Source organism: Flavobacterium potami (assembly GCF_020026915.1).
Lineage (GTDB): Bacteria > Bacteroidota > Bacteroidia > Flavobacteriales > Flavobacteriaceae > Flavobacterium > Flavobacterium potami.
Map to the genome: position 1 here is coordinate 155,246 of NZ_JAINUY010000001.1, position 13,902 is coordinate 169,147.

8 protein-coding genes are annotated in these 13,902 nt (G+C 32.3%); 3 read left to right on the forward strand and 5 right to left on the reverse strand.

What is annotated here, in order from left to right; genetic code table 11:
* Positions 1–50: 50 nt before the first annotated feature.
* The 3 genes from K6T82_RS00745 to K6T82_RS00755 are packed head-to-tail and all read right to left on the reverse strand — an operon-like array spanning position 51 to position 4,167.
* Positions 51–2,402 (reverse strand): T9SS type B sorting domain-containing protein, encoded by a 2,352-nt coding sequence (locus K6T82_RS00745; RefSeq protein ID WP_223704113.1) that lies wholly within the window; start codon positions 2,400–2,402, stop codon positions 51–53.
* 13 nt (positions 2,403–2,415) lie between these two features.
* Positions 2,416–3,252 (reverse strand): ABC transporter permease, encoded by an 837-nt coding sequence (locus K6T82_RS00750; protein ID WP_223704114.1) that lies wholly within the window; start codon positions 3,250–3,252, stop codon positions 2,416–2,418.
* A 3-nt stretch (positions 3,253–3,255) separates the two neighbouring features.
* A complete protein-coding gene (locus K6T82_RS00755) occupies positions 3,256–4,167 on the reverse strand; it encodes an ABC transporter ATP-binding protein (RefSeq protein WP_223704115.1) in 912 nt (303 codons plus the stop codon).
* 106 nt (positions 4,168–4,273) lie between these two features.
* Here K6T82_RS00755 and K6T82_RS00760 point away from each other — a divergent pair, with 106 nt between their 5' ends.
* Both K6T82_RS00760 and K6T82_RS00765 read left to right on the forward strand, forming a co-directional pair.
* On the forward strand, positions 4,274–5,326 hold the full coding sequence (locus K6T82_RS00760) for a hypothetical protein (RefSeq protein WP_223704116.1): 1,053 nt from the start codon (positions 4,274–4,276) through the stop codon (positions 5,324–5,326).
* Between the two features lie 87 nt (positions 5,327–5,413).
* Positions 5,414–6,280, forward strand: coding sequence for an SdiA-regulated/phytase-like domain-containing protein (locus K6T82_RS00765; protein WP_223704117.1), 867 nt, complete (start codon positions 5,414–5,416; stop codon positions 6,278–6,280).
* A gap of 202 nt (positions 6,281–6,482) precedes the next feature.
* Here the strand turns inward: K6T82_RS00765 and K6T82_RS00770 are convergent, their stop codons facing one another.
* A complete protein-coding gene (locus K6T82_RS00770) occupies positions 6,483–10,214 on the reverse strand; it encodes a metallophosphoesterase (protein WP_223704118.1) in 3,732 nt (1,243 codons plus the stop codon).
* A 26-nt stretch (positions 10,215–10,240) separates the two neighbouring features.
* Here K6T82_RS00770 and K6T82_RS00775 point away from each other — a divergent pair, with 26 nt between their 5' ends.
* A complete protein-coding gene (locus K6T82_RS00775) occupies positions 10,241–11,425 on the forward strand; it encodes a Pycsar system effector family protein (RefSeq protein ID WP_223704119.1) in 1,185 nt (394 codons plus the stop codon).
* Positions 11,426–11,487: 62 nt separating this feature from the next.
* Here the strand turns inward: K6T82_RS00775 and K6T82_RS00780 are convergent, their stop codons facing one another.
* On the reverse strand, positions 11,488–13,857 hold the full coding sequence (locus K6T82_RS00780) for a GAF domain-containing protein (RefSeq protein ID WP_223704120.1): 2,370 nt from the start codon (positions 13,855–13,857) through the stop codon (positions 11,488–11,490).
* Between the last annotated feature and the right edge of the window lie 45 nt (positions 13,858–13,902).

Consider the following 13,902-nt stretch of genomic DNA (forward strand, 5'->3'; position numbering starts at 1 on the left):
ATTTTCAGCGATAGGAGTTTGGGTTTTAAAAAATTGGAATTTAAAAAGTTTTATCTTTTTAAACTAAAATGACCTTTTACGGTTTTTCCGTTTACAAATAACAACGTAAACCAATAATCGTCTGCAGGCATTTCTTGACCATTAAAAATTCCGTTCCAACCTAAACTATTTTGAGTCATTTGTTTTAATAATTTTCCATACCGATCGAAAATAGAAATGGTATAATCAGGCATTTGATCCAGATTTTTAATCTCCCATAAATCATTATAGCCATCTCCATTTGGAGTAAAAAATCGAGGATAATCTAAAACATATAATAAGAATGAACTTGAGATTCCACATCCATTTTTGTCTACAGCGACAGCATTATAAATACCTGGTCTTACCTGATTAAATAATGGATCGTCTTGAAAAACAGCTCCATCAAGTGAAAATTCATAATTCCCAACCCCTGTGTATTGAATCTGCACGGAGTTTTCCGTTCCTGAAAAATCTTTTATTTCTGCTCCTGTAATAGTGGCTGGTTCAGATAATATTATTTTAAATGTTTTTGTTTTCTGACAATCGTTTGAATCGGTTACTAAAATAGTATAATCTCCTTCTGTACTAATTATGGTAGAATTTACAATATCGCCATTTGACCATTGATACGTTTTGAAACCAGAAGCGACAGATAAGGTTATTTGCTCGCCTTTGCACAAATACAAAGTTTCGTCTTCAAAATTTGGCGGGTCAAAAGTATGAACAATGAGTTCTATTGGTGCTATATCATAACAATCGGGGCCGTTTATTGCGCGAACATAAATGGTTTGACTGTTTGGAATGGTATTTTTAAAGATATTTGGTAGCGGATTTGTTTCTGTTATAGCATCATTTGCAGTTAAAAAATAATTAACGACTAATCCTGACGGCAATCCAGCCATGACTTGAGGCGTTACTTGTGCATTTAAGTCAAATTGGTACAAACCGTCTTGTTCCTGATCTTCATCGCATGTTGCAATTGGGGCCTGATCAGGAATTACGTAATTAGAAATGTTTAGTCTAATTCGCGGAGTTGCAAAACATCCATAACTATTTTCAATTCTCGCAAAAACAATTTGTCCGGCAGCTTTGTTTGAATAACTTTTCGGATCAAGAATTGGGTTTGTTTTGTTTCTAGCATCGTTTAAAGTTTCATAATAACCTTGATTGGTAATTTCCGAAACATTGTTTTTTACAATATTGGCAGTTTTTGTTAAATCAAAAATCGTAATTCCATCATTATTATCATCACATTGTACCAGTACGGTATTGGATGATTTAATTTCCTGAGTAAAATCAACAGAAATTTCTCCTGATGCCGAACATGTTGCACTAATTAAAGAAGCTTCGACTTTATATGTTCCTGGAGTAATTACTGCATAAGTAGGAGTTGTTGCACCAGAAAGCAAAACATAATTATTAGAAGAATCTTTGATGTACCATTTAAAAGTATAATCAGCGGCGCTTAATTTAGTGTCTAAAATAAAATTTTCTCCAAAACAAACAGGATTGTTGTTAGCAAAGGTTCTGTTTTCTCCAAAATTTATTTTAGTTTGAAAACTTCCGGCTTCTAGAAAAACGGCTGAATTGTATTGTCTTGTTAAATCGTCGGCGATTACCAGTTTTAAATGGTATTTTTTGTTCGGTACAACCTCCGTATAAGCATTCATCACAACGGTTTGTCCTGCGTAATTAATTGGACTCGACGTTGTGTTGTATCTCTCAAAGTAGCTTTCGTTAGTAGCCTCACATCCAGGTTCGATTTTTCCGTCTAGTAAAGTAACGGGATTAATTTTAGGATGTACCGTATTTGCGGAAACTGCAATATTTGTATTCGGTAAAACGGCTAAATTTTTATAGGGTTCAGTGCTTCCTACTTCTTTAATTAAAAAAGCAAAACCATCCGAATAGACACATGGAAAATAAGATTGATATTCATTGGAAGCAAAAATATAATTAAAGCTGATCGAATTGCTCAATGCTGTAAAATCAAATTCTAAAACAGTTGCTTGCCTGCTGTCTGTAATTCCGAGAACGGTATCTAAGTCGGCATCACCATTCCATCCCGGAATTCTTTCTCCTTCAGAATCTGCTCTGTTAAATGGTCCCTGAGCTCTTACACTTGATGAAGTGCTCAAAACTACTCCACCTGAAAAAGGAAAGTTGGCACCAGCTGTAAAAGAGCCATAACTATTCCTATTGGGTGTAGGATTTCCTGAAGAATTTACATTTTCGATATTGATGCAAGAACTATTTATCAGAATGTTCTTAACTAAATCTTGTGGTGCTACAGTTGGGTCAACAGCAATATTTTGGGCGTTGGTTTTAGTCCCGAAAAAAAACAAAAGGCAGATAAGAAATAGTAGTTTTACATCATTCATAGTAGCAAATATACTATAAATCTCTATTTTTTAATAATTTATAAGAAGAACATACAAATATTGCGGTCCATGTTAAAACAATTAAAATTGCAGAGTAATTTACACTGTAATCGATATTGGTTTCAATTCCCATTTGTGTGCCAATATTTTTTACTACAGACAATCTTGGACCAGGATTAACAATAAGATTTGACATTGACTCTAAAGGTAAAAACTGCGTAATTTTTTCATCTGTATTACTTTCAGGAAACATCTTAAATGCTAAAAAACCTCTAATAATTGCTTCAATAATACTCCAGACTAAAAGAAAACCTAAAGCAAAAGCCGAACGCTTTACAAAAATTCCTAAGAATAAACAGAAAGAAAAGAAGCCTGTTAGTTTTACAAAAAAGGCTAGTAAATAATCCAAATCACTAAAAATAATACCAAATTCAGTATAAGAAGAAAATGATAATCCTAAAAGCAGACTCATTACAAAAACAAAAACTGTAGAACCAAAAGCAAATAAAACTACCGTTAAGAATTTCGAAAGTATAAATTCTTTTTTGCTTAAACCATCAATTAAGTTTTGTTTTAAGGTTCCATAACTGTATTCGTTTGCCATCATGGAGACAATTACAATTGCTAGAAAGAATTTCAACCAAGCGGCAACGTAGGTGTTAAAATGCCAGATAAATGGAAAATTAAAGATTCCCATTTCGGCCAAATGAAATTTGAAAGGCCCAATATCAAATTTTATTGCCGCAATAAGTGCTATAAAAGAAAGTAATATAAAATAAGTTAAAGTTAATATGCGACTGGCTTTATTCATCCAGATTTTTTGTAATTCTATAGAAAGAAGTCTTTTCATGATTTAGTTTTTTTGAGCAGTAGCGTTTTTGGTTAATTCTAAAAATTGAGCTTCTAAGCTGTTTTTGCGTTTTACCAAATGGCTTAAAACAACATTTTTGGAAAATAAAAATTGATTCAGATCTGAAGCAGACAATTCAGATTTTAGATAAACTAAAATTTTTCCGTCTTCTTCTGAAATTCGATCAACGGCTTGGTGTTCTTGTAAAACTGTTTTTAAAAGTAAATTATCATTAGCTTGAATTTCAAAGAAACCTTCATTAGATGACATTCCGTCTACAGAACCAGAATATAAAATTTCTCCTTTTCTTAAAACAATTACCTGAGAACAAACTTTTTCAACTTCGTCTAATAAATGCGATGCCAGTAAAATTGTGGTTCCTTGAGATGCAATTTTTTTAATGATATCGCGAATCTGGTGAATTCCCTGCGGATCCAATCCATTTGTTGGTTCATCTAAAATTAAAATTTCTGGATCATTTAAAAGTGCAGACGCAATGGCCAGACGCTGTTTCATTCCTAAAGAAAAAGTGCTGAATTTGCTATCCTTTCTTTCGTTCAAACCAACCAATTCTAGCTTTTCATTAACCTTGGCATAATTGATGTTTTTGATTTTGCACACCAATTTCAAGTTTTGCTCTGCGGTCATGTATGGGTAAAAATTGGGTCTTTCTATAATAGCGCCCACTTTTTTTAAGGCATCGTGTGTTTCAACTTTGCCATCAAACCATCGATAAGTACCAGATGATTTGTTCACCACATTTAGTACAATACCCAATGTAGTCGATTTTCCGCTTCCGTTTGGGCCAAGAATGCCATAAACGCGACCTTTCTTTATTTCAAAAGATACATTTTTTAAAGCCTGAATTCGGCCGTATCTTTTATTTAGATTCTCAATGGTTAATATGGTTTCCAAATTTTTCTGGTTTTAGTTTTTAGTATGACGAACCAACTTGATTTTTGTTACTTTAAATTCTGACTTTAAATCGTATTGATGTAAATTTGTAATAAAGATATTCAAAATGAGCGAGCCTTTAATGGTTTTAAAAAAACCTTCTTATCCTTTAACACAGCCACTTTTAAGTTATTTGGAGCGATACGAGCGTATTTCTAAAGTTTCTGTGTTTTATGATGATTTGCTTCGCTTTTCAGGCTCCATCAATGTTTACGATAAAAATGATACAGATACACTTTGGATTCGTGTTTATTATGGAGAATTTGAGCGTAATGAAATTGATCTTAATTTAAAGAAAATCTACTCGCTGCTTCATTCTGATGGAAACAGCGAAATCATTCAGTATCTAAATGTAGATGCAATTGATTATTGTACTTTCGGGAATTCGAAACCTTTTCGAATTAAGGTTAGAAATATCCTAAATGATAATTATGTTCATTTTTACATCAAAAAAGCTGATGCCTCAAGAATTTACGGATTAGAATTGGAAGATATTCTTTCGCCAGATAAAATCAATTTTTTGGTTTATAAAGATACTTTGATCGAAGAACATATTATCGGAATTCCGGGTGATGTTTTTATGGATACATTACTCGAAAGCTGTTCTGAAACAGAAAAGGCGCAAATTGCAAAAGAGTTTGTGAAGTTTAACGAAAGATGTATGATTAGACTTCTCGGAGATATGCGCGCCTACAATTATGTGATTGTCCCGATTCACGATTTTGATCAGGTAGTATATAAGATTCGCCCAATCGATTTTGACCAGCAATGTTATGAAGGTAATTTTAAAGTATATCGTCCGCAGTTTTTCAAGGAAAATTTTCCGATGATTCAATTGATTAAAGAGAAATTAGAAGAACGTTCGATTATTCAATATAAAGATGAAGAAAGAGCGATTTTGGCGAAGCGTATTCATTCGGCAGAAACCAGAATCCATAAATTATTGAATATAATGTGCCACGATACGATTTCTACACATGAACATTTATTGCAATTAAAAATGGAGTTGTACCGTTATACCAACGACATGAAATTTAAAAATGCAAAATCAATGGGACATGTTATGCACGCAGCGTTTGAGTTCATTATCCGTAATTTTAAAAACACTAATTTAGTTTAAAAGTTTTACCATAAGTCATATAAGTTCAATAGGCATTGCTTCTTAAATTACTTATATGACTTATATAGTTTCAAAAAAATAAATTTTATGAAAAAGTCTTTTTTAGTTATTTGTTCAATTGTTTTATTAGCGTGCCAGAAACAATCTGGTTCTGATTTAAAAGAACTTTATTCGCTTCCAAAAAAAATAAAAGAATCATCTGGAATTACTTATTTTCCTGAAACCAATATTCTTTATACTTTGGAAGATAGCGGAAATAAAAACGCGATTTATGCTATTGATTCTAAAGGAAAATTGACTAAAACTATAACTATTTCTAACGCTACAAATGTAGATTGGGAAGATATTACAAAAGATAAATCCGGCAATATTTATATTGGAGATTTTGGTAATAATGCCAATGAAAGAAGGGATTTATGTATTTATAAAGTAGCCAAAAATCAATTGAATAATGATTTGGCCAAAGCCGAATATAAAATCTCATTTTCTTATCCGGAACAAACGGAATTTCCTCCAAAGAAAAAAGAAATGTTTTATGATGTTGAAGGTTTCTTTGAACAAAATGGTTATTTCTATCTTTTCACCAAAAACAGAAGTAAAGGTTTTGATGGAACAGCTTTCATATACAAAATAAAAAATGCGGCAGGAACTCAAAAGGCCGTTAAAATAGGGGAGTTTAAAACTTGTAACAATTACAATCATTGTGTATTAACAAGCGCAACAATTAGCCCAGATGGAAAAAAAGTGGCGTTATTAAGTCATGATAAAATCTTGTTGTTTAAAGATTTTAAAGGAGATTTATTTCATAAAGGAACACAAACAGAATTGAGTCTAAATCACTTTTCTCAAAAAGAAGCCATCGTTTTTAAAGACAACAACACTTTGTTAATAGCCGATGAAAAAACAAACAAAATAGGAGGAAAGGTGTATGAGTTTAAGCTTCTGAGTCACTAAGCTTATAAGATGCTAAGAAAAAAGTTAGCCACGAATTTCACTAATTTCCGCTAATTTTTATACAAAGAATAAAAATTTAATTTGTGCATATTTGTGTAATTCGTGGCAAACAAACAGCCACGATTTCAGAAGTTTTATAATTAAAATTCGTGAATTCGTGGCTAAAAAAACTTTGTTCCTTTGAGCCTTTGTGGCTATGAACCTAGAAACTATAAGCCGCTCCAAAAATCACCCTTCCGATTTCGTCGGGAGATTTGAAATACGAAATTCTTGCCGTAATTACATTTATAGCATTCAACCAAAGTCCGCCGCCGTAATCGTGATGCCATTTTTTAGAATCTTCACCGTCCAACCAAACTCTTCCGTAGTCAAAACCACCTAAAATTCCGTACGTCATTGGCGCAAGCGTTTTTCTGATTTTACCAATACTTAAACGTAAATCTGAACTTTGAGAGAAATAAGAATTTCCTAAGAAACGTTCATTTCTAAATCCGCGTAAATCGGTATCGCCACCTAAAGAAGCTCCTTGATAAAATTCGTAGTTGTTATTTAAAATGGCTTTTCCTTTAACGTAAGTTGCTAAAATCAATTTTCCGTTATGATCTAATTTATGCGTAAAACCTAAAACACTTTCTAGAGTTGGGAAATTCTTTTTCGTTTCATCTAGATTGGTTGTCCATGTTCCAGCAAGCATAAAATATATACCTAGAGTTGGTTTCGCTACAAAATCTGAATTTTTAAACAGATATTTAACCTTTAAGCTTCCAAAATTTTGAGCATCAAATATATCTGGATTTACGATTCCGGGAATGTTAATATATCGGTTTTCAGTTTTTTCAACATTCATTCGCTGAAAAATTGGCTGAACACTAAATTCACTTCCATATCTTCCAACATGGCGAATCGCTCCAGAAGCATTAAACTTTCTGATACGAACTCGATTATAATCCAAATCATCGTCGTTTTCATATTTTGATTCATTTCCATAACCAAAATAGTTCATTGCAAAATTCGGAGTTGTATATAAAGATTCGACATCGATAACCCATTTTCCTAATAAACCAGGAAAATGTGCCGCATAATTAAACTCTAAACCGCCCGTAGCAAAATAATAGAAAGCATTAAGAACATGTCTTTGCGTGTAAGGGTTTTGTTTGAAATTATTAACGGTGTAATTTAAATTGATTCCCACTTTTACGCCGTCATCAGGATTAAATCCGATATTTGGAAGTCCCGAAACGACATTATATTTTGGTCTTTCATAATTGTATGTATTCACATCATAATCGTCCGTCAATTGTGTTTGTGTTTTAGAATCCAGATTATAAGTATTTGGTTTTGATTTAAAATCGTAAACAATCACTTTTTTTCCGTTTTCAATATTGTAGGTGTCATTGTTCTGCCCACCGATTAAACGAATTTTGATATTAGATTTCTGGTCACCTTTAACTTCAAAAACATCATCGTCATCCAAACCATAAATCCATAAATTTCGAGTTTTGGCATCCGTTACATTTTTCTTGTAAACTAAATCATCTCCTTCTTTTTTAATCCTGAAAACCTGAATTTCAATTCCTTTTCGAACATTATGATTCAAAACAAATTTGTCTTTTTTGTCAGTTCCGGCAATCATTACGGTTTTGCTTAAAACATCAGAATAGCGAATAGCATATTTCTGGAGATCTTTTTTTCTGTTTTTCAGTTTCGCTTTGATCTCATCAATTGTTGCATCTTGGACTTCTTTTGGTAAATTTTTGAAAGCAACATCAATATCGCTGTCAGATAAATTTTCCTGAATGTATTTTGCTTGCTCAATCCAGTCTTTTTCTGTTGCCGTTTTCAGGAAAGCCAAATCCATCGGATACGGTTCTCTGCTCAGCCATTTTACATTATCAATTTTATGTTTGAAAGTTCGCATATGACGCAACGCTGGAATATTCATTAAAATAGAAAGCAAAGCACCGTCATATTTTACAAAAGCCTGATCTCTGTCTCGCGGAATAGGTCGGTAAATGACTTTTCCGTTTTCTTTATATTCAGCCCAACGCCATTGATCGCTGTGTCTGTCCCAATCGCCCAAAAGCATATCAAACAATCTCGCTTTAATATATTCTTTTTCATCAACAGTATATTTTTCGTCTTTATGAAGATTCAGCATCATTTCATCGGTTCCGATAATATTACCTGGTTTTCCGAAATTTTTTCCATCCAAATGATTATCAGCAGGTCTTTCTTCGACCATGTATAATTGATCACCATAACCGGCATTAAATTCGCCTAAACCATTTTGCTTCGGAATATAATATAAAATCGGATTAGTATGTCTTAAACCAATCTTATCAGACATGCTTCCAATAGCAAAAGAAGAATAGGGATGAGAAGTGGTATAGAAATCAAACAGAAAATCTTCTGCGTATGTTTTTTCAAAATCGTTTACCACATACTGATCTTTGAAAGCAACAGATTGTAAAAATACAGAAGCACTTTTTTTCATGGCTCGCATAACATATTCTCGGCCTTGAGGATCAGACATTCTTAAAGAAACAGATTGATGTCCGCCGCCTTCGCGAATGGGTTTCAAGCCGCCTTTTAAAGTATCTACAGTAGCAGTAGTTGCCTCAATTGGAAGACTGTAGTATTTTCTATAATGGTTACCAAACAAAAATCTGTGAAAAGCACTTTTAGTGGTCATTTTTGTAGAATAAATCGAAGCAGTAACCTTTGAAGGAAAAGTATTTGGAAGATTTGCAGCCCAATTAATTTCTTTTGCTTTTATGATCTCTTTCTCAAATAATAATTTCTCTTTATTATTATTGTTTCCATAGAATGAAACTTTTGCATCTCCACTTTTAAATAAAGTCAAAGTTGCGTAACCATTTCCTCCATAAGAAAAATCAAACGGATTTATAGCTCTGGCCGCTTCCGATTTTGATCCAGCACCACTTATAATCTGCTGAATGTTTTCTTTACTAATGTATTGAAGATTATGATCATGTCCAGAAACTACAATAACGTTTTTTTGTTTTTGCAAAAGTGTTTTAATTCGCTTTGCATAAATTGTATATTGTTTGTTTTGAATATCCTGCGGACTAACACCAGATGTTTTTCTTAGTAAATTGATAAAAGAACCAATTATTGGCAACGGAATTTTTTTCTCTAGTGGAAATAATTGTTTTTCTAATGAAAATTGTCCGCCGTGAGTTCCATTGCTTAAAAGTGGATGGTGAATCGCTAAAACAACAGTTTTTTCCTGATTTTTATTTAAAAGGCTTTCCAATTCCTCGAAAAAATCTTCTCTGGATTTAATTTCACAATTATCGTTAATTGTCGGATGATTGTCCCAATCTTCCAGAAACCATTCACTATCAACAGCTATCAACGTTGCAGTGCTATCGATTTTTACATCTTCAATAGGGCAAGATTTTCTAGGTAAAAAAGCTTTTTTATCGTTTAAATATTTAGTTACAAAATCGGCTTGTTTTTCTAGTCCTTTAATGCCGCTGTACCAATCGTGATTTCCTGGAATAACAATTGTTTTTCCTCTAAAACCTTTCGTTAATTTTAATTGATTAGTTAGTTTTGTTTCTGCTAAAGCTTTGTCTTTCGCGTTTTTATCTGCAGGAAAGCCTTTTGGGTAAATATTGTCTCCTAAAAAAAGCAGAGTCGACTTTTTACTTGCTTTTTCAAGCCTTTTATGTAAGAGTTCTAGGGTCTGTTGTGCTTGCTGTTCATCAGCGTTTCCTGCGTCTCCGACTAAATAAAAAGTATGTGCAATTTTTATAGTGTCTGTAGCGTTTTCATTTTCGTTCGCGCTTACATTTTTTCCGTATTGGGGCTTGTTGGTTGCGCAAGAATAAACAAGGAAAAGTGTGGTTAAAGCAATAGTTCCCGTTTTAATTTTTGCAATAAAATGATTATCCAAAAACAATTTCATAATTTAGTGGTATAAAAATATTCTTTATGAATCTAATAGAACAATCCGAAGATTTCGTCAGTAATTTACTCAAAGATAAACTTTCTAATTTATATTCTTATCATAATTTTAACCATACTTTCACAGTGGTTAATGCGGTAAAAGAACTTTGTAAAAAAGAAGATGTTGAAGGTGACGATAAAGAAGCACTTTTAGTAGCTGCTTGGTTTCATGATACCGGATATGTTCAGGGTTATGAAAACCATGAAGCAAAGAGTATTAAAATAGCGGAAGATTTTTTGAAAGAAAAAGGCAAGTCGGAAGAATTTATAAAACTTGTTTCAAGCTTGATTTTGGCTACAGCCAAAGAATATGTACCAAAAACGCATTTGGAAAAAATCATTAAAGATGCAGATTATGCTCATTTAATGGGAACGGAGTATACGACAACCTGCGAATTATTACGTCTGGAACTAAAAAATACCGGAATAGTAAGTTTTTCAAATGCAGAGTGGACAAAAGAAAACTTAAACTTCTTGTTGAATAAACATCGTTTTTATACCGATTATGCATTAAGAAAGTGGCAACCATTAAAAGAAAAGAATCTTTTAGTGATTCAGAAAAAAATTAATAAGCAAGAAGTAAAAGCCGCTGCTGCGATAGAAGAAGAAAACAAAAAGAAAGATAAAGCCGAAAAACCAGATCGTGGAATCGATACTTTGTTTCGTGTTACGCTTGGAAATCACACTCGTTTAAGCGGAATTGCAGATAGTAAAGCCAATATCTTATTGTCTGTAAATGCCATTATTATCTCGATTGCGCTTTCGTCTATTATTCCAAAATTGGATAGTCCAAAAAATGCACATTTAGTTGTTCCGACATTTATAATGTTGATGTCAAGCGTGATTACAATCATTTTTGCTATTCTTTCGACAAGACCAAAAGTTACTTCGGGATTTTTTACACGTGACGATGTAGAAGCTAAAAAAGTGAATTTAATGTTCTTTGGAAATTTCTATAAAATGCCTCTAGAAGATTATGACTGGGCAATGAATGAAATGATGAAAGACAGAGATTATCTATACTCGACCATGATTAAAGATTTGTATTACTTAGGATTGGTTTTACAACGAAAATATAATTTACTCCGAATTGCTTATAACTTTTTCATGGTGGGAATAATTATTACTGTTATTTCGTTTGTGATTGCTTTTAAAGGGATTACGATCTAAAAAAAATATTTACTTATAAAAAAAGCGTTGTCAGATTTCAAACTTTGACAACGCTTTTCTTTTTAATTTAATTCATCCAGCAAATCCTGATAAGTAATTTTTTTTGTTCCAGATTTAGAAGTGTTATTTATTACTTTAACACGAATTGCTCTCAAACCAGAAACTCCTTGAAGGTCTTCAACTTCAAATTGCTCGATTGAAGGTTCCAGAATTTTTTTGTGTTGCAAGTATTTAATGTATTTTAAATATTCTGCTTCTTCACTGTTTTGAGAGTAAACGATTGTGATTTTTTCTTTTTCAGTAATTCTTTCGTTTGTTCCTTTAATATTCGATTTGTCGATTCGTTTTTTAACGACTTCATATCTTGCATTGTAGGTTCCGTCAACATCAAAGCGTTTTTCATCCATTCTAAAACGAATTGAAAGTGGCGAACTGAATACTAAAATCAAAGAAGTAACATCCAGCTCATAAGGAAGCGATTCTTTAAGTTCGTGATGTTCCAGTTCCATCTCGCACAAAGTCTGTAATTGCCATAAACGAAGATTATGCAAATACATAATATCAAATGGTTTTGTTGGCGAAATAGAAGCTCCGATATACAAATTATGCTCTACACCATCGGTCTTAAAACGCTCGTAGTAATGCGGATAAATTTGTTGCGCTTCGACTTGTTTTCTGTCTAAAACGGTCGCCAATCTCTTGTTGATAATCGACATTGCATTGTCAAACTTCTTTCTTTCATGATAAAACATTCCTGTTTTTTCATCTAGTCTTTCAAAATACAATTCAGCTAATTTTTCGTCTTTAGCATTTCCTTTCGTATTCTTTAATATTGGATGAATTTCTTCTTCAATGTAACGCTGAATATGTTGTTCGGTATCAGCCTTTAAAGGAAAATCCAATTCACTTCGAAGTGACTCCAATTCAAACTTTCTTTGTTCTAGAAGAACTAGATTTGAATTTGGTTTTTGATTATCGAAGATTTCCAGAAGTGCCGTCAATTGACTTTTTAAATCAATTTTTACAGTTTCGTTTCTGTGTTCAGACGAACTTTTTATGTCGATTTGTCCATACAATGGAAATACGTTTTTAAAGACAATTTCTTTAAAAATATAATCTTTTGTATGATTCAGGTTTTGAAAATAATTTTGAGATTCTTTTTTAAATTTCCAATACACACTTGGGTGAATTGTAGTATACTCTCGTTGAATAATTGCCTCAACCTGATGTTGCATGTCTGTATTGTAACGATCAATAGTGTCTGTTAAATACGGAAGAACCAAATCGAGTTTTGTAGCATTGACACTATTTAAATCTCTTGGGTTTTCAGAAACTAGTTCGACAACTCCCAATAAATGATCGTTTTTAATGACTGGAGCAAAAATACAGCTTTGAATTTTTTGGTTTAGTAAATGCTCACCCAATCTTTTGTTTGTTGATTCTTCGGTAAATTTTGTAACATCAGAAATTACAAAAGGCTCTTTATTATCTAATAGATTTTCGAAAGAACATCCAAAAAAAGCATTTTTACAATCTACTTCCTGATCGGCGTAAAGTAAAAAACTTTTCATTTGGTTTTCATATTTTGCAGGCCTGATAAATTTCTCTTCTTCAGGATTGTAGATTATAAATCCAACTTTTAAATTCGGAAGATTAAAAATCGATTGGAAAATATTAGAAACTTCCTGATCTGTAGCAACTGTTTTTGGCCCAGGTTTCAAGAGATTACTTTTTAATATAGAAATTGCACTTTCTGTAGTAGCATCAAATAAAGAAACAATTCCAAATCCTCTTAGTATCCAGCTTCCTTTTGGGAATTTTGATTTCCATAAATCGATATCATTATAATTATCAATCAACTGATTAATATCTTCCTGAGTTAACGGAATTGAATTTTCAGTTGGAATAATTTCCATGAAATCAGCATTGTATAAAATACGATAATGTTTCTCAACACCATTTTCATCTGGAATATCATAGAAAAAAGGCTGATTAAAATCGATATGTTGTTTGTAATAATAGCTTAAAATCAAACAACAATTATTAATGTAGAATTGATGTTCGCTAAAATCACGAATTTCCATATAAAATTCATCTCCTGCATTTTTCAGAATTTTTTTGAAACGTTCTGTATAGTTAAAGGAAATATTTTGAAATGGAATCGTAACGGCTTTTATTTCGTTGTTTGTTAAGGCAGTTGGAAATAAATCGGCTAATATGTTTTTGATTAAGGCCTCATTCTCTTTAATAATAGCATAATCAGTAATACCAGTTCGTAATTCTGGAATCAAATCAATTTGTTCGAGAATAGCTTTAGCGTAATTTGATCTGTAGTCAACATCAGACAAAGCAATTTCTTCAAAAGATTCAATTAGCTTATGGAAAGAGATTATAGTGGTAAAAGGACTTTCTTTGAAAAATTGAATATCCATCTTAGTTTATTTTTAATGCAAAATTAATGATAAATTAAGAATACT

Coding starts and splice junctions, on each gene's coding strand:
- K6T82_RS00745 (WP_223704113.1), bottom strand. CDS start 2,402: ATGAATGATGTAAAACTACTATTTCTTATCTGCCTTTTGTTTTTTTTC.
- K6T82_RS00750 (WP_223704114.1), bottom strand. CDS start 3,252: ATGAAAAGACTTCTTTCTATAGAATTACAAAAAATCTGGATGAATAAA.
- K6T82_RS00760 (WP_223704116.1), top strand. CDS start 4,274: ATGAGCGAGCCTTTAATGGTTTTAAAAAAACCTTCTTATCCTTTAACA.
- K6T82_RS00765 (WP_223704117.1), top strand. CDS start 5,414: ATGAAAAAGTCTTTTTTAGTTATTTGTTCAATTGTTTTATTAGCGTGC.
- K6T82_RS00770 (WP_223704118.1), bottom strand. CDS start 10,214: ATGAAATTGTTTTTGGATAATCATTTTATTGCAAAAATTAAAACGGGA.
- K6T82_RS00775 (WP_223704119.1), top strand. CDS start 10,241: ATGAATCTAATAGAACAATCCGAAGATTTCGTCAGTAATTTACTCAAA.
- K6T82_RS00780 (WP_223704120.1), bottom strand. CDS start 13,857: ATGGATATTCAATTTTTCAAAGAAAGTCCTTTTACCACTATAATCTCT.